The sequence below is a fragment of the Exiguobacterium sp. SL-9 genome, assembly GCF_004336985.1.
Classification (GTDB): domain Bacteria; phylum Bacillota; class Bacilli; order Exiguobacteriales; family Exiguobacteriaceae; genus Exiguobacterium.
Genome location: NZ_SJUO01000003.1, coordinates 132,757 through 151,663 on the forward strand (window position 1 = coordinate 132,757; position 18,907 = coordinate 151,663).

The following is an 18,907-nucleotide window of genomic DNA, read 5'->3' on the forward strand; positions in this document are numbered from 1 at the left end:
TGATTTCCCCTTTCGTCTAGGTCACATTTTAAAAGTACCCGATTTCAAAAAACATACACAATTTTACAAAGGGGAGGTGTCGTCATGTGGGTCATCATCTTGGGGTATGTCGTCGGTAGTATCCTTGGCGGGCGCTTATACGGCAGGTGCAGTGGTCAACATTTAGCAACGAGTGGGTCGGGAAACACGGGTGCCCGCAATGCGTTGCGGATCGGCGGGAAGCAAGCCTTCTTGTTCGTTTACGGATTCGACGTCCTGAAGACGGTTCTCGTGTTGTCGATCAGTGGTCCAAACTTTTTTGAGACCGGGCTCGCCTTGACGCTTGGCCACATTTATCCGATGTGGCATATTCGTTCCGGGGGGAAGGGGTACGCCGTATTTTCTGGAATAATATTAGCGTACAGCCCGTTATGGTTTATCGTGGGACTTCTGCTGTTGCTGCTTCTCATCAAATTGACTGGTAACTCGCGCGAGACGGGGCTCTTCATGCTCGCACTCCTGCCGCTCGCGGCCTGGGGGGACGCGACAGATGTCAGTGTGGCTAGTTTGACTGTGATTTTGATCGTGTACCATCATATAAGGGGGAAACAACGTGCTTGAATTTCGAAGAGCGACGCCGGGGGATGCGGAAGCGATTCATCGATTGAACTATGAGACGTTTGTCGAAGAAATCCCGCAACATCATCCGAACGTGGAGCGACGACTTGTCGATCGCTTCCATGATACGAATACATATTGGATTGGGTTGGCGGACGGGCAACTCGTCGCCATGTGTGCGATCCGTGACGAGCACCCGTTCTCACTTGAACAAAAAGGCGTGGCGCTGCCGCCGGGAGAGTGGATTGAAGTGCGGCTACTGGCCGTGACGCCCGCCTATCGGAATACGCGAACGTTTGCCGGACTCATGCGAGCGATGCTCATGGAGGCGACAGACCGAGGCGTGGAAGGGATTGTCATCAGCGGCACCGTACGCGAACAGAAGCTGTATCGGCGCTTCGGATTTGTCCCGTTCGCAAAACCAATCGGGACGATGGAGGCGTTATATGTACCGATGAAGCTGACCCGCTCTGGATTCATGCAATCCGAGACAGCGCGAACGTTGCGTCCGAAACTACTCCTCGCCGGGCCGGTCGAACTGTAGAGTCACGTGCGCTCCGCACTTGCTGTCCAGCCGGTATCGCATCGGTCGGTCGCTGCCAGTCGTCTGCTCCATTCGGTCCAGTCGAGGCTGAGTGAACTCGTTAAGTTGCCCCATGTCTACACATTGCTCGGGAGCGGAACGATTGCGAACGATGCCGTAGCCGCACAATTGACTGGACGCGGCGTAATCATCGACACCGGGGAGTTTGGAAGACGGCTGATTGACCATGCGACCCGGGCTGGACTTGAATTTGATGTCATCCCACTTTCGTCCGGGCGTCGTCTCGACTTAAAGCGAATCGGACAGCATGCACCCGATTGGATGTGGACGGTCCATTGCGAGACGTCGACAGGCAAGCTAGTCGATTTGGACCACTTGCGTCAGTATGCACGAACGTATCGCACGAAGATTGCGATTGATGCGATCAGTGCGGTCGGGACGAAAGTGACCGACTATTCGTTTGCGCATCTGGTGACGTTCGTCTCGGGCAAAGCGCTCCGCAATGCCCCTGGATTGGCGTTTGTCGCCATGCGCGAACGAGCTGTCCCGAACCCGTTAATTCCGCGTTATTTGGACTTGGCGGGCTATGACCCGATCGCCTTCACCCAATCGGTCCCGCTCATTCAAGCGATGGACGTCGCGTTGAGCGAACTGACAGAGGCGGAGATTGCGACGCATCAATCAAAACTCGATGTGTTCGTACGTGAATTGTTGCGCCGAGGTGTACCTGTTGAACTCGGGGATGACCAAGCGCCAGGTATTTTTTCACTCACGTTACCCGAAAACCTTTCCTCGATTGAGTTAGGGCATCAATTGGCGTTCCATGGCTATCAAGTCCAGTATGAGAGCACCTATTTGCGGCATGCGAATTGTCTCCAAGTCTCAACGATGGGATGGACGACTGAACGGGATTTGCATCAAGTCGCCGCCTATATCGGGACGTGGCTCCAGAAAAAAACCGCCACTCGAGAGAGTGACGGAATCAGACACGGAAATCTTGGCGGGCCAAATGACGAATCTTTCGACCGAGGCGTCTTGAATTGAAATAGGCGACAACGGCGACGATGCAACCTGACCAAAACAGCCATTCGTCAGGTCGGATATAACCGAACAGGCCGACGAGGAGACCGAGGATGATGATACCTGAGTTGAACGTCTGGCGGTGGAGCAGTTCCTTTGACTCGAGGTCGCGTTGGAACATCGCCTGCTCGGATAGGCGCTTCCGGGTCGGCTCTTTTAAGTAGTTATCGAGCAGCGGCGGTACGTTTAGTAATTTCTTCCCGTAGTTGAGTGCCGTCATGACGTAACGGTTCTGAATCGTCGTTCCGTCTGATTCGAGCCATTGAATCACAATCGGTTTACCGAGCGTGAATAAATCGATTTTCGGGTCGAGGATTTGTAAAATCCCAAGCAACGTCGAGGCGGCCCGACCGAAGAAGGCGAACTCGGCCGGCAACTGGATCGGCTCGTTTTTGACGAGTAATTGAATATCTTGTAATACTTTCTCGATCAGCTTCGTATCGACCGTATCGATATCGGTCTCCAAATAGAACGTGACCGCCTTTTCGAGTGCTTGCCGAATGTTGTGCTTGTTCGCTGTCGGCAACAGGAAACGCAAGTCCTCAAGTCCATCGACGACTCCGTCATAATCGAGCGAGATGAACGCCTGCAAGATTTTACGGATGGTCGCCATGTCCTGAGCGGTCGATGATCCGACCATCCCGAAGTCGAGCAGGATGATGGTTCCGTCGGCCCGGATTTGTACGTTTCCGGGGTGCGGATCAGCATGGAATTGTCCGCCGAACAACAGTTGCTCGGCTGCCATCGTGAACAATCGTTCGGCAAGTGCGGAGCGGTCGATATTATTTTCTTTTAAGAAAGCGAGGTCGGTGATGCGACGGGCTTCGACCCAATCCATCGTCAACACTCGGTTCGTGCACAGATGGTCATAATAATCCGGGATGTATACGTCGGGGTTGTCGGCATATTTCGCTTTGAAATAATGGGCGTTCTTCAATTCAGTCTGGAAATTTAATTCATCCCCGATGACAAAAATCATTTGGCGATATAAGCTATCTAAGTCGGTCGATTTTGCTAGCGAGGTTCGCTTGAGCATCGTCGTGACGACTCGCATCGCTTTGAAGTCGGTCCGAATGATTTTTTCGATATCCGGACGTTGGATTTTCAAGGCGACACGCTTCCCGTTCTCAAGGAGTGTGGCGCCGTAGACTTCACCGATCGAAGCAGAGGCGACGGCGTCGATGCCGACGTCTTTCACGACTTGGGTGTACGGGACGCCCCATTCTGCTTCCAGGATAGCGCGAGACTTGTCCCAACCCGATGTCGGGACACGGTCGACGAGCTCGGATAACTCATTCAATACGGACGGAGGTAACAAATCGGCCCGGATTGATAAAAACTGCCCGAGCTTGATCAACAGCCCTTCGAGTCGGAGCGCGTTCCGCTTATACTCGCGGGCAAGGTTCAACATGAGCGCCTCATACTCTTCGGTCGACGCGAGACCTTGTTGCTGTTTGCGGGAGAATGCATAAATTTTAATGATGAATCGGGCGAACATCGTGACGATAATCCATATGCGGAACAAGGCGATTCGTTTCATAAAAGTACCGACATCCTTTACAAGCAGTCGCTCGACTGATCTGATTTTTTGTATCTTAACTTTACCACAGAATGCTTTCAAGAAAGGGCAAGGGATGTTTATGGAGTGGGAATTACTCAACGTCGTCGGAACAATCGCGTTCGCGGCGAGCGGTGCCATCATCGCGATGGACGAGAAATATGATATTTTTGGGGTGTGGCTACTCGCTTTCACGACAGCTTTCGGTGGCGGGGCGATTCGAAACGTCTTGCTCGGGAACCCCGTCAGTTTGATTTGGCAACAAAACGATCTCTTCATCCTTTGTTTTCTTGTCGCGTTGCTCATCTTCCTGCTGCCGAGCGTCGTCTTGCCCCATTGGGAACGCTGGGGCGTCATCGTCGATGCGATTGGGCTCGTCGCTTTCGCGTTTCAAGGCGCACAAGTCGCCATCAAGCTGGATTTACCGCTATCGGCGGCGATTGCGGCTGCCGTCTTGACGGGTGTCGGCGGTGGGGTCGTCCGTGATTTGTTGGCCGGCCGCAAGCCGCTCGTCCTCCAGTCTGAAGTGTACGCGATGTGGGCGATTATCATCGCGGTCGTCACGTATTATTTCCGGCTTGAAGGAGGACTGCCTGTCTACGCCTTACTCGTTGTCGTCGCGGCGCTTCGAGTGATATCCTACTATCGGAAGTGGAATTTACCTGCACGCAAAGTGCGATAAGGGGGAAACTAGTTATGAAACTTTTACTCATCATCGGCGCTGCCTTAATGGCGCTCGGCGTCGCGCTAGGTGCTTTCGGGGCCCACGCCTTGAAAGAGCGTCTGGCACCGAACATGCTCGCCAACTGGCAGACCGGCGTGCTCTATCATATGATTCACGCCATCGGCATCATCGCCTTAGCGAGCATCTTGACGAAAGTGAGTATCAGTCAGTTCAACACGGCAGGCTGGCTCATGTTTGCTGGCATTCTCTTTTTCTCAGGCAGCCTATACGTGATGGCATTGACTGGAATCACGAAGCTTGGGGCGGTCACGCCGATTGGTGGCGTCTTGTTTATCGCGGCATGGGTGTTTGTCATCATTGGCGCTCTCAAAATGTAATCAAACGTTAACGTGTGGTTAACAGTCATCGTATAACATGTGAAGTGTGAGACCCCTCGTCTTCACACGACAACGAACAATTGGCCCGGTTGGCCTCTTCGCTTTGAGCGAGAGACCAACCAGGCCCTTTTTTACGTTTTTTGGGAATGGTTATATTTAGAAAAAGGACTGGATGATGTTATTTAGATATAAGGTAAACGATTTCCTATTTTCAACTATTGTTACAAACGTGTTTCGAGAAAAGAAAAGTGAAAACATGTTGAAATATAATGGAATGAGGAGCTACATAAGGTTTTTGCTTCAATAGCCGTAACAAAAGTGAAATATAACTTTAACAGGAAAACATTCGACACTTCGATATAATTAGTCGTGTTGAAACTAAAAAATTAATCGTTTTTGTTACATAGCAAAACGACTGACCTTAAATCGAACGTGAACGCCAATCCCCTTACATTAGAAAGGATGTCCCCATTGATCAATTGGAAACGTACCGTCTCGACACTTACGCTTAGCGCGCTTCTGCTTGGAACGCACTCGGTGGCTGATGCCTCGACGTCAATCAAGGAGAAACAAGAACAGCAGAAAAAAGTGCAAGAGCAACGAAATAACGTCAAACAGAACCAATCGAACACGTCTTCAAAAATTAAGCAAAACAAAGACGAAATCTCGAAAGTCCAAACGGAAGTCAACAAGATGGACGCCCAACTTCAAGACATCATCAACGATGTTGCGGCAAAACGCCAAGAAATCAAGCGGACCGAGTTGAAGATTGAAGACCTTGAAGCCGACATTAAAGGCTATGAGAAAAAGATGAAAGCCCAAGAAGCGATGATGAAAGAGCGCATGGCCACGATGCAAACGAACGGCGGCGGCTCAATCAACTGGGCGGAGTTTATCTTCGGTTCGAAAAACTTCTCGGATTTGATCACGCGTATGATCACGGCCGGAACGATTCAACGGAGTGACCAAGAGTTGTTTGAAGACTACGAAGCGACCCGTCAATCGTTACAAGAAGCGCAAGCGTCATTGAAAGAAGAGCGCGCTTCGCTCTTAAAACAACAAAAAGCGCTTGAAGTGCGCCAAGCTCAGCTCGAGAAGAAGATGAAAGAGCGCGAAGCCCGCATCAAAGAGCTCGAGAAGAAGAATATTAAGTTCGAATCGCAAATCTTCGACCTTCAAGAAATCGAAGCGACGTTAATCGCCCAAGAAGAAGCGATTGCGGCTGAGATTGAAGCACAACGTCGTGAAGAAGAAGAAGCACGTCGTCGCGCTGAAGAAGCGGCTCGTCAAGAAGCAGCGCGTAAGGCTGAAGAAGCTCGTCAAGCGGAAGCGGCTCAAGCAGCGGCAGCGGCACGTCAAGCAGAAGAAGCAAGAGCGGCAGCGGCAAAAGCTGAGGCAGAACGAGCAGCAGCTCAAAAACAGCAGAACAATAATAATAGTACCCAGTCATCTGCATCTTCAAACCAGACGACACAAAATAGTACACCGGCTCCAAAACCGGTAGCACCGAAACCTGCACCAAAACCAACACCTGCACCAAAACCGAAACCAACACCAACTGCACCGACGACATCGGCACCAGCACCATCGGGCGCGATGTTCATTCAACCGGCGGCAGGACGTTATACGCAAGGTTTCGGACCGGCAAGCGGTCAATTCGGCTACACGTTCCATAACGGTGTCGATATCGCCGGACCTGTCGGGACGCCAATCCGTGCCGCGGCAACCGGAACAGTCATCCGTGCCGGCTGGGGTGGTGCTTACGGGAATCACGTCATGATTGCCCACGTCATCAACGGACAAGTATGGACAACGGTCTATGCTCACTTGAACTCGGTCTCAGTTAGCGCCGGACAACGTGTGACACAAGGATCGAACATCGGTGGACTCGGGAACACGGGTAACTCTTCAGGCCCGCACCTTCACTTCGAGATCCACAAAGGCAGCTACTCGTACTCGTCATCGAGCGCGGGCAGCACAGTCAACCCACGTCAATTCTTCTGATGTTCAACGAGCACCCGTCCATCGTGATAGGTGCTCGTTTTTATATGCCCATAAATCAAAAAATGAGCGCCTACCTTGAACCGGTAGGCGCTCATTTTAGTTGGCTTGTTCGATGTCGTCCGATTGATTGTTTGATTTGCGGAACCGCTCACGGACGAGATAGATGATGGTCAATCCGACCAACCATGGGATCCCGAACTTGAGCAAAATGTTGAAGTCGGTGAACCATGTCGTGATCATCAGGCTGAGCAACAGCCCAGCACCGAGTAACGGCAAGAACGGGTAACCGATCATGCGGACCGGTAATTTCCGTCCTGTCCATTTTTTTCGGAAGAACAAATGTGAGACGAATACCATGAACCATGTGAAGATGGCTCCGAACATCGAGATCCCCATCAGGAATGGATACGATGTTTCCATGAACACTTGCAGCAATGCCGCGAGAATGATACCGCCTGTCGAGACGAGCAGGGCAGGCATTGGAATCCCGCTGCCACTGACTTTTTTGAAGATTCGTGGAGCGTCTCCAGCTTCGGCGAGGGAATACATCATCCGCGTCGACGCGTAGAGTTGTGCGTTCATCGCCGATAAGGCGGCGATCAAGATGACAAAGTTCAAAATGCCGGCTGCGCCAGGCACGTCGAATTGTTGCATAACGAGAACGAACGGGCTTTGATCGATCCCGGCCTGCTGCCACGGGATGAGCATGAGCATGATACCGATTGTGACGAGATAAAAGAACGTCAAGCGGAATACGGTCGCGCGCAACGCTTTCGGGACGGCGCGGTCCGGGTCTTTTGCTTCGCCAGCCGTCACAGCGACGAGTTCGGTCCCGAGGAAACTAAAGAGCGAGATGAAAATCGTCACCCACATCCCGTAAAATCCGAAAGCGAAGAATCCTTCATCGCCTGTCGTGATCGATTCGATGGGTGAACCGGGTTGACCGAAAAGTGTGGCCGCCCCGAGGACGATGAAGAGAATAATGGCGGTCACTTTAATGAATGATAACCAGTATTCGGTCGTCCCGAACGTATGAACGTGCCGGGCGTTGACGTAAATAAGCAAGCCGCCGAACAAGGCGACCCAGACAAATCCGTTCACATCAGGGAACCAATAACGCATATAGATGGCAATGGCGCTCACTTCGACGCCGATGGCGAGGACGTTGGCAACCCAGTACGAGTAGCGGACCAAAAAGCCGGCGAGTGGATGGACGTACCGCTCGGCGATCGTGCCGAACGAGCCCGAGGTCGGATGGGCGACGGTCATTTCAGCGAGACAGCCCATTAGTAACAGGACGATGAACGCCCCGATGGCGTAACTGACGAGCACACTCGGTCCTGCCGTTTGGATGGCGAGCCCGCTTCCGAGGAAGAGGCCCGTCCCGATGGCGCTACCGAGCGAAATCATCGTCAACTGCCGTGTGGACAGTTCACGTTTTAATTTGCTAGTTTCCAAATTCAATTCTCCTTTAGTTGAGTGAAGTGTTGTTGGGGACGACTATAGCAGACAAAAAAAACGAGTGTCAACTCACGAAATCGTAAAAAGCGGCATCGTTTTGGTGGCACCTATAGAAGCAAAGTTTTTTTGCACGCTTTTGTTTGACAGGTAGTTGCTCGCCCTGTATAGTACGAGTTAACTTAACTGAAACGAATAAAGGCGTCGACGAAGAGAAGTAACGACGGTCCCCGTATGACAGAGAGCTGATGGTTGGTGTGAATCAGTATGCGGGACGTCGCGAATGGACTTCCGAGCTCTAAACCGAAACTTTTAGTAGGCTTTAGCGGGTCACCCACCGTTACCAGGGGAAAGCGGATGATTGTCCGTGAAGTGGGTTCTACGGAACCAACGAAGGTGGCACCACGGGGTTACTCGTCCTTCTCATAGCGCAAGCTATGAGTCGGGCGGGTAACCCTTTTTCGTTTCAATGCATAGTAAATCAGTGATTGAGAAGAGTAGCGTGAATAAGTCTCGTCAAGAGAGCCGGGGGTGGTGGGATCCTGGCCGAGACATTTACGTGAATGGGCTCATGAGAGCATGGCTGAATCAAGTAGGTCATGACGGCTTCCCCCGTTATCGGGATACGATGTGATAGCATCGGAAAGTGGGATCGATTGATCCAACGAGAGGTGGCACCGCGGTCCATACCGTCCTCCATACGACAGACGTCGTATGGAGTTTTTTTATACCCAAAATGCTTGAGGAGGAACGGACATGTTAACACGACTATTGACGAACCCATTGACGACGAATGAAATGAAACGGGCGGCGGCCGAGCTGTTCCAAGCTGACGAAGCGCAAATCGCCGAGGTGTTACTCGCCATGAAAGCGCGTGGTGAGACGGCCGAGGAGATGGCTGGACTCGCTGATTACATCCGTGAGGCGGCAACGTTCCCCGAGACGATGCTCCCCGTGCTCGATGTATGTGGCACGGGCGGCGACGGGGCGAACACGTTCAATATCAGTTCGACGGTCGCATTCGTCTTGGCGGGGCTCGATATCCCGGTCGCCAAACATGGGAATCGCAGCGTGTCGAGCCGATCAGGCAGTGCCGACGTCCTCGAGTCATTAAATATCCCGATCGTCCAAAGTCATGAGGCGATGCTCGCCGACCTCGAGCGGACGAACTTGAGTTTCTTGTTCGCCCAACACATCCATCCGGTCATGAAGCACGTCATGCCGGTCCGGAAACGACTCGCTACAGCGACCATCTTCAATCAAATCGGTCCGTTGACGAACCCGCTCAAGCCGAAACGGCAATTGATTGGCGTGTACCATCCATCGCTCATCGAGAAGATGGCGACGGCGATGCGCCACCTCGGTGTCGAGCGCGGAATGGTCGTCCATGGGGCAGGCGGGCTGGATGAAGCGAGTCTCGCCGGAAGAAACGACGTCTTATTCTTCAACGGCGACAAAGTGGCCCGCTACACGGTCGACCCACGCGACGTCGGATTGATGCGAGCTCCGCTGTCGGCCTTGCAAGGCGGGACACCGGCTGAAAATGCCGAGACGCTCCTCGCCGTCTTGAACGGAGAGACAGGACCGGCGCGAGACGTCGTCTTATTGAATGCCGCACTCGCCCTATGTACGTACGGGACGGTCCAAACGCTTCGCGAAGGCGTCGCCGTAGCAACGGCAAGCATCGATGAAGGGCACGCCATCCGCGTACTCAAACAATTACAACGAACGGAGGTCGGCGCATGAGCTACTTGACGAAAATCATCGGAACGAAAATCGAAGAGGTCAATCAAATGGGAGAAGTGGAGTTCGAGAAGACGGAACCGATTTCCTTACCTCGACTAATGAGTGAAGGATTTCATGTCATCGCGGAAATCAAGCGATCTTCCCCGTCAAAAGGCGTGATTCGAGAGGAAGTGGACGTTGTGAGTCGAGCCCGCACGTATGAACGGGCGGGAGCGACGATGATTTCCGTCTTGACGGATGTGACGTATTTCAACGGTTCGTTTGACGACTTGCGTGATGTCGCGGCCGCTGTCGACATCCCGGTCCTCTGTAAAGACTTTATCATCGACGAACAACAGCTTGACCGGGCGAAGGCGGCCGGGGCGAGTGCGGCACTGTTAATCGTCGCGGCGCTTCATCCGAGCCGGCTCCACGCCTTGAAGACGTATGCCCGATCTATCGGTCTCGACGTTCTCGTCGAAGTGCACGATGAGACTGAGCTAATGACGGCACTCGAACTCGGCGATGTGTTAATTGGCATCAATAATCGTAATTTGAAGACGTTCGAGGTCTCGCTCGATACGTCGGTCGACTTGATGGCAAAGTATCCAGATGTCGCGTTCGTCAGCGAGAGCGGTGTCAGCACAGGCGAGGCGGCCTACCGTTTACGGACAGCCGGTGCCCGGGCGATTCTCGTCGGGGAGGCGCTCATGCGGCAGGACGACCCGACATCCTTAATCGAGGAGTTGACGTCATGTTCGTTAAAATATGTGGATTGACGACCGAAGCAAGTGTCGTCGCAGCGGTAGAAGCGGGAGTAGATGCCATCGGGTTTGTCTTCGCGAACAGTCCACGTCAAATCGACATCACGACGGCGAAGCGGCTTCGGGGGTTAATCCCAGAAGATGTCCGCGTCGTCGGCGTGTTTCTCGACCCGACAGTGAACGAAGTCGAGGCTACTATCGCCTGTAGATTGACTGACATTCAACTGCACCGTCGGACGCGGCCGCTTGAATCGTTCCGACAGTTCGGACTTCCGCTCATCGAGGCCGATCATGGGTCGGAGGCAGATATCATTTTACTCGATGCCCCGACACCAGGCAGTGGAAAGACGCTCGATTGGGAGACGCTCGAACGGCCAAAGCAGACGTTTTGGCTCGCCGGTGGATTGACCGTCGACAATGTCGGTGCGGCGATTCGCGCCATGCGACCGGACGGCGTCGATGTCTCAAGTGGTGTGGAGACGAATGGACAGAAAGATCACGATAAGATTCGCGCGTTCATCCGACGCGCCAAGGAGGAAACACAATGTATACACAACCAGTGAACGGAAAGTTTGGACCATATGGCGGAAAATATATCCCTGAGACGCTCATGCAAGCAGTCGAAGAGCTCGAAGTGGCGTACGAGGAAGCGAAACAAGACCCTGAATTCCAGGAACGCTTCAACGATCTCCTCAGCGAGTATGTAGGACGAGAAACACCGCTCTATTATGCGGAGAACATGAGCCGCCGCCTCGGGACGAACGTCTATTTAAAACGAGAAGATTTGAACCATACCGGTGCCCATAAAATCAACAACACGATTGGCCAGGCGCTTCTCGCCAAACGAATGGGCAAACGAAAAGTCGTCGCCGAAACAGGGGCCGGACAGCACGGGGTCGCTACGGCGACGGTATGTGCGCTCCTCAATCTCGAATGTACGATTTTCATGGGTGAGGTCGACGTCGAACGTCAAGAATTGAACGTGTTTCGGATGGAGTTACTCGGTGCGACCGTTGTTCCCGTTAAGTCGGGAAGTCGAACGTTAAAAGATGCCGTCAACGAGGCGCTCCGTTACTGGGTCAAACACGTCGATGACACCCATTACGTGATGGGGTCGGTGCTTGGACCGCACCCGTTCCCGACGATGGTCCGCGATTTCCAAAGCGTCATCGGGACAGAGACGCGCCGCCAAGTCCTCGAGAAGACAGGGCGTCTGCCAGACGCGGTCGTCGCCTGTGTCGGCGGTGGGAGCAACGCGATGGGCATGTTCTATCCATTCTTGAATGACGAAACGGTCGCTTTATATGGTGTCGAGGCGGCAGGTAGTGGTGTCGATACGGACAAGCATGCGGCGACGCTCACGAAAGGTGAGGTCGGGGTGCTCCACGGGTCGCTCATGTACGTCTTGCAAGACGCGGCTGGCCAAATTCAAGAAGCACACTCCATCTCAGCCGGACTCGATTATCCGGGCGTCGGACCGGAGCACAGCTTCTTGAAAGATATCGAACGGGTCCGCTATGCGGCGGTCACGGACGAGGACGCCCTCGCGGCCTGCATGACGCTTAGCCGCCAAGAAGGAATTATCCCGGCCCTCGAGTCGTCCCACGCACTCGCTTATGCGGAGACACTCGCGGCAACGATGGATGAGGACGATGTGCTCGTCATCTGTCTGTCTGGACGCGGTGACAAGGATGTTCATACGATTCGAGAAAGGGTGACACAATAATGAGATTAGATGAAGCGATTCGACAGCGCAGCGAAGGGACGGCGTTCGTCCCATACATCATGGCTGGGGACGGAGGTCTCGACAGCTTGGTTCCGACGATCGAGCGGTTGGAAGCGATGGGGGCGACGGCGATTGAGCTTGGCATCCCGTTCTCTGATCCGGTGGCAGACGGTCCCATCATCGAAGCGGCCGGAATGCGTGCCCTCGAACAAGGTGTGACGTTGACGGACGTGTTGGACTGTTTAATAGAAGGAACGGGTCGTTTTTCAGTGCCGATTGTCCTCATGACGTACTTAAATCCGGTGTTCCGATTCGGGGTCGAGCGCTTCTTCGAACGAGCGGCAGCGTCTGGGGTCAGCGGCGTCATCATTCCCGATTTGCCGTTCGAAGAGAGTCTTGATTTATTTGCGGGCATCAATCGTCACGGGGTCGCGGTCGTACCTCTCGTCACGTTAACGAGTAGTCAGACCCGCATCGACACGATTTTAAATCAGGCGGAAGGATTCGTCTATGCGGTGACGCTCAAAGGGACGACCGGAAAGACGGATGTATTCCCTGATGAGTTGCTCGACCACTTACGTTCATTGACGGAACGGTCACCGGTACCGGTGCTCGCCGGTTTCGGTGTCCATCGCGCCGATCAAGTCCGCACACTCGGGACGGCCTGTGACGGTGTCGTCGTCGGCAGCTTCATCGTCGAGGCGCTCCACGCCGGACGTGAACAGGACGTGGCCGCGTTGATTGCATCGGCGCGGACGGTCAGCGTAAAAAAATAAGGGATCGTGCCTCGGCACGATCCCTTATTCATTCTTTCGAGAAACGATAATCATAATTCGACGCGTTCCAAACCATCTTCACCGAATTTTCGGTCGAGCTGATCATGACGATACGTCGAGGCGAGGACGTATAACAAGTCGCCCGGCTCGATTTTCGTCTGTCCCGTCGGCGGGATGAGGTAGTCTTGACGGACGATCGCATTCACGACCGTGTTCGGTGGCAACGTGATATCGGCGAGCGTCTTTCCAATCATCGAAGATTCCTCGGTCGCCACGTATGGAACGAGCTGATGTTGCGACTGTTTGCTCGACACGAGTGCGATCGTATACGGCGAGCGGATTTTATCAGGCCCAAGCAAATCGAGCTTCGCCGCGAGTGGCGTCAATGTCGTCCCTTGAATCAAGGCGCTTGTTACGACGACGAAGAAGACGGCATTGAAGATAATCTGACTGTTATCGATTCCAGCGATGAGTGGGAACGTGGCGAGGACGATTGGGACGGCACCTTTCAGTCCGGCCCAAGAGATGAACAACTTCTCCTTGTTCGTGAATTCCATGGTGATCGTTGATAAATAAACGGCGATTGGCCGGGCAATAAACATCAAGATGAACGAAATCAACAAGCCTTTCCAAATGAGGTCAGGGTCAAGCAACTGTCTCGGGAAGACGAGAAGGCCGAGGATGACGAACATGATGATTTGCATGATCCAGGCGAGTGCCTCGGAAAATTGAACAATCGTTACTTCATGGGCTGTATGCGCATTCCCGACGATCATCGCGGCGAGGTAGACGGCGAGTAGGCCGCTGCCTGCAAAGTAGGCGGCGACACCATACGTCATAAAAGCCATCGAAATCATCAGGACGGCGTGCAGGCCACTCGATTCGAGTCGCAAGTGGTTGAGCATGAGACGGGATAAGTTGCCGAGCATGTAACCGACGAACGCTCCGACGATGATTTGTAGGACGAACATCCAAAGACCGTCCCAAATCGTCGTGTCGGGTTTCAACATGAAATCGAGGGCGAGAATCGTCAAGAACATCGCCATCGGGTCATTCGTGCCGGACTCGGCTTCGAGTGTCGCGCCAACTTTCGGCGAGATATTCTTTCCTTTGAAAGCGGCAAAGACGGCAGCTGCATCGGTTGAACCGATAATCGCGCCGAACAGGAAAGATTCAATCCAGTCGAAACCAAATACGAAATGAACGGCCACGGCGACGAGCCCGGTCGTCAACAAGACGCCGATGGTGGCGAGTGAAGCGGACGGGGCGAGGACGCTTCGGATCGACGACCATTTCGTCTGCAAGCCACCTTCGAACAAAATGACGACGAGTGCGGCGACCCCGATCATTTGGGCGAGATTGGTGTCATCGAAGAAAATCAAACCGGTGATATCGCTACCCATCAACATGCCGATCCCCATAAATAAAATCAAGGCAGGCAAGCCAAAACGAGTCGATACGCGTGTGGCCAACACCCCGGCGACAAGGAGCAGACCAAATAACAGAATCAAAATATCAGTACTCAAAATCGGTGCGGTCAAACACATCACTTCCTTCTTCACGTAACTATTCGCATGTATTATTAAGTTCATTATACCATGAAATGGTTATGAATTAAGAATCAACGCATCGTTAATTATGTACATTGGAATAATCGGATATGGATGTGGTAAAGTAGGGGAAATCAAAAGGGGGATTCACATGGCTAAAATTCACGTGCTCCATGAAAACAATGAGTGGACGGACCATCTCGTCCGACGACTCGAGGAATTGTCACTGCCTTATGAACTGTGGCATCTCGATCAAGGCATCATCGACATCGCTGCTGAACCGCCGGAAGGCGTCTTTTATAACCGGATGAGCGCTTCGTCGCATACGCGGGGACATCGATACGCGCCGGAGTTGACGGAAGGGGTGCTCGCTTGGCTCGAGGCGAACGGCCGGACCGTCTTCAACGGCACACGCGCGATTCGGCTCGAAGTGAGCAAAGTCAATCAGTATACGGCGCTCCGCCAAGAGGGAATTCCGGTACCGAAGACGATTGCAGCTGTCGGGAAAGCCCAAATCATCGAGGCGGCCGAGAAGCTCGGACTGACGCCATTCATCACGAAGCACAACCGGGCCGGCAAAGGGCTCGGGGTTCAGTTATTTCATTCCGTTGATGCATTGAAGGCATACGTGAACGGACCGACGTTCGAGGAGTCGATTGACGGGATTACGCTCATCCAACAATATATCGAGGCGCCGAAACCGTTCATCACACGCTGTGAGTTCATCGGTGGCAAGTTCGTTTACGCGGTGCGCGTCGATACGTCAGACGGCTTCGAACTCTGCCCGGCCGACGCTTGCTCGATTGAAGACCAGTTTTGCCCGGTCGGCGAGACACCGCCAGCGAAGTTCGAAATCATCGATGGCTTCAATGACCCGATTATCAAACAGTTGGAGACGTTCCTCCAAAAGAATGAGATTGCGGTCGCCGGAATTGAAATCATCGAAGACGAGGGTGGCAACGTCTACGCGTATGACGTCAATACGAACACGAACTATAATTCAGACGCCGAAGCGAAAGCAGGACAGTATGGCATGCTCGAGCTCGCGACATTCCTTGGTGACGCCTTAGCGGTCACTTCGAAATAAACGCAAAAAAAAGAAGGGTCAGGCTTTTGCCTGACCCTTTCGCTGTGTATGTTGTAATTGTTGTTCAAATCGAAGTTGGACTAGTTCTGCCGTCGGTGCCATTCGTTCGATGAACGAATCTAAACGTTTCGCCGTGTCTCGATCTGATTCCTTGAACACGCGCATCGTTGTTCACCTCATTGATCATTGTAATGTTGCTTCTACAACAATGATTCCCGAGGGCATGAACGCGTAAACCTCGTTTACCCGAGGAATGTGGCAAGTTCTTCTTTAGGAAGGATGTTTCCGACATAAAAATCGCCGAACTCGCCATATTTGGCACTGACTTCGTCAAAGCGCATCTCATAGACGATCTTTTTGAATTGGAGCGAGTCTTCTGCGAACAACGTGACGCCCCATTCCCAACCGTCGAAACCGGTCGAGCCGCCGATGAACTGTTGGATTTTACCGGCATAGCTGCGGCCGATCATGCTGTGGCGATACATGAGCTCTTTACGCTCATCCATCGACAACGAGTACCAGTTGTCCCCATCGCGACGAGCCTTGCTCATCGGGTAGAAGCAAATGTGGGCTGCTTTCGGGAGTGTCGGATAGAGGCGGGCCCGGATGTGTGGATTCTCGTACGGGTCACCGTCCCCTGAACCGCGATACATGCCGAGTTCGATGACCGAGACATAGGAGTAACTCGGAATCATGTAATCGTATAATGTTGTCTTCCGAAGGGCGAGCTCGACTTGCTCGAGTTCTTTGAACGTCGGACGAAGGACCATCAAGACGACGTCTGCCTTTTGGCCAAGGATCGAGTAGAAAGCGTGACTCCCTTCACCGCGTGTCTCGACATCTTCAAGCGAGCCGAGGAAGGCGACGAACTCGTCAATCATCTCTTGACGGGCGATTGGATCGACTGTTTTTAAGCGAGTCCAATCGATAGAACGGAAATCATGGAGCGTATACCAACCGTCTAACGTGGCGGCTGCGTGTTGCGTATCGGTTGTCGGTGCTGGTGTTGGACGTTCTGACATTAAAAAAACTCCTTTCGAGACTAGGCTTCGCTGACTATTTTACCATACACGATTGACCGCCTGGCAAATTTGACGCCGTTGTGAGGCTAGTCACACTTCAAGGCGGGTAAAGAGGTAAAGAGCGAGTTTTATGAAAACGGCTTCACAATAGCCTGTATCAGTCGAAAACTGTAAACTGTTCTATCCATATAATGATTGATTTCAAGCGATTTATGACGAAATGGGCAGAATAGTTTATTTTAAAAAACGTACTGTGTATAATAAAACTCGCATATGGACGAGAGCGTCCGAGAGAGAAAAAATCCGATTTCTTCTAATCGAAAAGGAGTTCATTCACTATGAAACTATTTGACACGTTGAAACAAAAAGTCAGCCCGATTCGCCCGACCATCGTCTTCCCAGAAGGCGTTGACGAGCGCGTCCTCGGCGCAGCTGTTCGTTTAAAGAATGACGGTATGGTCGAACCGATCGTCATCGGACCAAAAGCTGAACTCGAAGCGGTCGCAACGAAGCACGGCTTTGACATCTCAGGTTTGACGCAATACGACCCAGCGACGTACGAAGACATCGATACACTCGTCGAATCGTTCGTCGAGCGCCGTAAAGGCAAAGCGACACCGGAACAGGCACGTGAATTGTTGTCGTCAGACGTGAACTACTTCGGTACGATGCTCGTCCACACAGGGAAAGCGGAAGGTCTCGTCTCAGGCGCGATGCACGCGACAGCCGACACGGTTCGTCCGGCCCTTCAAATCATCAAGATGCAAACAGGCATCAAAAAGACGTCAGGCGTCTTCATCATGGTACGCGACGACGAGCAGTACGTCTTCTCAGACTGCGCGATCAACATCGCACCGGACGCGGCTGACCTCGCCGAGAACGCCTATTTGTCAGCGTTGACAGCGAAGACGTTCGGCATCGAGCCGCAAGTCGCGCTCCTCAGCTTCTCGACAAAAGGTTCAGCGAAGTCACCTGAGACAGAAAAAGTCATCGAAGCGACCCGTCTCGCCAAAGAGAAGGCACCCAACCTTCCAATCGACGGCGAACTTCAATTCGACGCGGCGTTCGTCCCGAGCGTAGCGGCGAAGAAGGCACCAGGTTCTGAAGTGGCCGGTAACGCGAACGTCTTCGTCTTCCCAAGCCTCGAAGCCGGAAACATCGGCTACAAGATGGTTCAACGTTTCGGCGGATTCGAAGCAATCGGACCAATCCTTCAAGGTCTTAACAAGCCGGTCAACGACTTGTCGCGCGGCTGTAACGAAGAGGACGTCTACAAATTGACACTCATCACAGCGGCACAAGCCATCGACGAGCGCAACGAAGCGTAAGTCGCAAGCATCCTTCCTGAGCGAAGGATGCTTTTTTTATGGTCATTGTGACGATGATACGACGGTCAATTGGCGTTTGTTTGACACGAAACTGAGGTAAACTAGTAGGGGACAACACTTTTAAGGGGGAACTACCATGCAAAGCATCCATGCAACCGAATTACGTGAGAAACTTGAGAACGGCGAATCGCTCCATATCATCGACGTGCGCGAACAAGACGAGTACGACTCGGGTCACATCCCGAACGTGCCGCTCTATCCACTATCCGAATTCCCGGCGGTGGCAGACAAACTCGCGAAAGACAACGTTTATTACATTATCTGCCGTTCAGGCGGCCGCAGTCAGACGGCGGGTGACTATTTGGAGTCGGAAGGCCACAAGGTCGTCAACGTCGAAGGCGGCATGCTCGCGTGGGACGGCGATATCGAGGCGTGATGCTCGACAATCCATGGGTCGTCGTACCGCTGTTGATTGCGCTCTATTTGACCGTCTATACGTTCGTCAAACGAGTCGATGGCGACAAGTGGCGACTCGTCTGGGTGATCTGGATCATCGTCATCGTCATGTTGTTGACGATTCGACTCGTCCAAAGTCTATAGAAAAACGAGTGAAGCCCGCGTTGGGC

At 52.9% G+C, this 18,907-nt stretch carries 20 protein-coding genes and 2 other annotated features; of the genes, 15 read left to right on the top strand and 5 right to left on the bottom strand.

The window, feature by feature from the left end; translation table 11 throughout:
• Positions 1 to 84: 84 nt before the first annotated feature.
• Genes EVJ34_RS09275 through EVJ34_RS09285 form a run of 3 tightly spaced genes read left to right on the top strand, consistent with a single transcriptional unit; the run spans position 85 to position 2,185 of the window.
• Entirely contained in the window at positions 85 to 600 is a 516-nt protein-coding gene (locus EVJ34_RS09275; RefSeq protein ID WP_131485397.1) for a glycerol-3-phosphate acyltransferase, read from the top strand.
• On the top strand, positions 593 to 1,141 hold the full coding sequence (locus tag EVJ34_RS09280; protein ID WP_131485398.1) for a GNAT family N-acetyltransferase: 549 nt from the start codon (positions 593 to 595) through the stop codon (positions 1,139 to 1,141). Before EVJ34_RS09275 ends, EVJ34_RS09280 begins: the two co-directional genes overlap by 8 nt.
• A 6-nt stretch (positions 1,142 to 1,147) precedes the next feature.
• The gene (locus EVJ34_RS09285) at positions 1,148 to 2,185 is read left to right on the top strand and encodes a pyridoxal-phosphate-dependent aminotransferase family protein (RefSeq protein ID WP_131485399.1); all 1,038 of its coding nucleotides are present in this window, start codon (positions 1,148 to 1,150) and stop codon (positions 2,183 to 2,185) included.
• Here the strand turns inward: EVJ34_RS09285 and EVJ34_RS09290 are convergent.
• Positions 2,124 to 3,761 (bottom strand): ABC1 kinase family protein, encoded by a 1,638-nt coding sequence (locus tag EVJ34_RS09290; RefSeq protein ID WP_131485400.1) that lies wholly within the window; start codon positions 3,759 to 3,761, stop codon positions 2,124 to 2,126. The genes EVJ34_RS09285 and EVJ34_RS09290 overlap by 62 nt on opposite strands.
• Before the next feature lie 94 nt (positions 3,762 to 3,855).
• Here EVJ34_RS09290 and EVJ34_RS09295 point away from each other — a divergent pair, with 94 nt between their 5' ends.
• From EVJ34_RS09295 to EVJ34_RS09305, 3 genes are all read left to right on the top strand, one after another.
• Positions 3,856 to 4,461 carry a trimeric intracellular cation channel family protein gene (locus tag EVJ34_RS09295; RefSeq protein ID WP_131435906.1) on the top strand — a complete coding sequence of 202 codons (606 nt, stop codon included), beginning with the start codon at positions 3,856 to 3,858 and terminating at the stop codon, positions 4,459 to 4,461.
• Between the two features lie 14 nt (positions 4,462 to 4,475).
• On the top strand, positions 4,476 to 4,841 hold the full coding sequence (locus EVJ34_RS09300) for a DUF423 domain-containing protein (RefSeq protein ID WP_131435904.1): 366 nt from the start codon (positions 4,476 to 4,478) through the stop codon (positions 4,839 to 4,841).
• Positions 4,842 to 5,303: 462 nt separating this feature from the next.
• On the top strand, positions 5,304 to 6,845 hold the full coding sequence (locus tag EVJ34_RS09305; protein ID WP_131485401.1) for a murein hydrolase activator EnvC family protein: 1,542 nt from the start codon (positions 5,304 to 5,306) through the stop codon (positions 6,843 to 6,845).
• A gap of 96 nt (positions 6,846 to 6,941) precedes the next feature.
• On the opposite strand, the gene EVJ34_RS09310 is transcribed toward EVJ34_RS09305, so the two are convergent.
• A complete protein-coding gene (locus EVJ34_RS09310; RefSeq protein WP_483297323.1) occupies positions 6,942 to 8,309 on the bottom strand; it encodes an amino acid permease in 1,368 nt (455 codons plus the stop codon).
• Between the two features lie 189 nt (positions 8,310 to 8,498).
• Positions 8,499 to 8,728 (top strand) — a binding site (T-box leader).
• 50 nt (positions 8,729 to 8,778) lie between these two features.
• Positions 8,779 to 9,003: a binding site (T-box leader), on the top strand.
• A gap of 56 nt (positions 9,004 to 9,059) precedes the next feature.
• Between EVJ34_RS09310 and trpD the strand changes: the two genes are divergently transcribed.
• Genes trpD through trpA form a run of 5 tightly spaced genes read left to right on the top strand, consistent with a single transcriptional unit; the run spans position 9,060 to position 13,294 of the window.
• Entirely contained in the window at positions 9,060 to 10,049 is a 990-nt protein-coding gene (trpD, locus tag EVJ34_RS09315) for an anthranilate phosphoribosyltransferase (RefSeq protein WP_131485403.1), read from the top strand.
• Complete coding sequence (trpC, locus tag EVJ34_RS09320) at positions 10,046 to 10,807, top strand: indole-3-glycerol phosphate synthase TrpC (protein WP_131485404.1); 762 nt, start codon at positions 10,046 to 10,048, stop codon at positions 10,805 to 10,807. Before trpD ends, trpC begins: the two co-directional genes overlap by 4 nt.
• Positions 10,783 to 11,355, top strand: a complete 573-nt coding sequence (locus EVJ34_RS09325) for a phosphoribosylanthranilate isomerase (RefSeq protein ID WP_131485405.1) — start codon at positions 10,783 to 10,785, stop codon at positions 11,353 to 11,355. The genes trpC and EVJ34_RS09325 overlap by 25 nt, the downstream gene beginning before the upstream one ends.
• The gene (trpB, locus tag EVJ34_RS09330; RefSeq protein WP_131435892.1) at positions 11,337 to 12,518 is read left to right on the top strand and encodes a tryptophan synthase subunit beta; all 1,182 of its coding nucleotides are present in this window, start codon (positions 11,337 to 11,339) and stop codon (positions 12,516 to 12,518) included. The genes EVJ34_RS09325 and trpB overlap by 19 nt, the downstream gene beginning before the upstream one ends.
• On the top strand, positions 12,518 to 13,294 hold the full coding sequence (gene trpA / locus EVJ34_RS09335) for a tryptophan synthase subunit alpha (protein ID WP_131485406.1): 777 nt from the start codon (positions 12,518 to 12,520) through the stop codon (positions 13,292 to 13,294). Before trpB ends, trpA begins: the two co-directional genes overlap by 1 nt.
• 50 nt (positions 13,295 to 13,344) lie before the next feature.
• Here trpA and EVJ34_RS09340 read toward each other — a convergent pair whose 3' ends face one another.
• Positions 13,345 to 14,841: a potassium/proton antiporter gene (locus tag EVJ34_RS09340; RefSeq protein WP_131485407.1), complete on the bottom strand. Its 1,497-nt coding sequence runs from the start codon at positions 14,839 to 14,841 to the stop codon at positions 13,345 to 13,347.
• Positions 14,842 to 14,995: 154 nt separating this feature from the next.
• Here EVJ34_RS09340 and EVJ34_RS09345 point away from each other — a divergent pair, with 154 nt between their 5' ends.
• Positions 14,996 to 15,931, top strand: a complete 936-nt coding sequence (locus tag EVJ34_RS09345) for an ATP-grasp domain-containing protein (protein ID WP_131435887.1) — start codon at positions 14,996 to 14,998, stop codon at positions 15,929 to 15,931.
• An 18-nt stretch (positions 15,932 to 15,949) separates the two neighbouring features.
• On the opposite strand, the gene EVJ34_RS15815 is transcribed toward EVJ34_RS09345, so the two are convergent.
• A complete protein-coding gene (locus EVJ34_RS15815) occupies positions 15,950 to 16,096 on the bottom strand; it encodes a hypothetical protein (protein WP_021066006.1) in 147 nt (48 codons plus the stop codon).
• Between the two features lie 77 nt (positions 16,097 to 16,173).
• Complete coding sequence (hemQ, locus tag EVJ34_RS09350; RefSeq protein WP_131435886.1) at positions 16,174 to 16,953, bottom strand: hydrogen peroxide-dependent heme synthase; 780 nt, start codon at positions 16,951 to 16,953, stop codon at positions 16,174 to 16,176.
• Positions 16,954 to 17,291: 338 nt separating this feature from the next.
• Here hemQ and pta point away from each other — a divergent pair, with 338 nt between their 5' ends.
• The 3 genes from pta to EVJ34_RS09365 all read left to right on the top strand — a co-directional run bounded on the left by pta (position 17,292) and on the right by EVJ34_RS09365 (position 18,881).
• Positions 17,292 to 18,281, top strand: coding sequence for a phosphate acetyltransferase (gene pta / locus EVJ34_RS09355; protein WP_131485408.1), 990 nt, complete (start codon positions 17,292 to 17,294; stop codon positions 18,279 to 18,281).
• A 136-nt stretch (positions 18,282 to 18,417) separates the two neighbouring features.
• Positions 18,418 to 18,717, top strand: a complete 300-nt coding sequence (locus tag EVJ34_RS09360; RefSeq protein WP_131485409.1) for a rhodanese-like domain-containing protein — start codon at positions 18,418 to 18,420, stop codon at positions 18,715 to 18,717.
• Entirely contained in the window at positions 18,693 to 18,881 is a 189-nt protein-coding gene (locus tag EVJ34_RS09365; protein ID WP_131485410.1) for a hypothetical protein, read from the top strand. Before EVJ34_RS09360 ends, EVJ34_RS09365 begins: the two co-directional genes overlap by 25 nt.
• Positions 18,882 to 18,907: the final 26 nt, after the last annotated feature.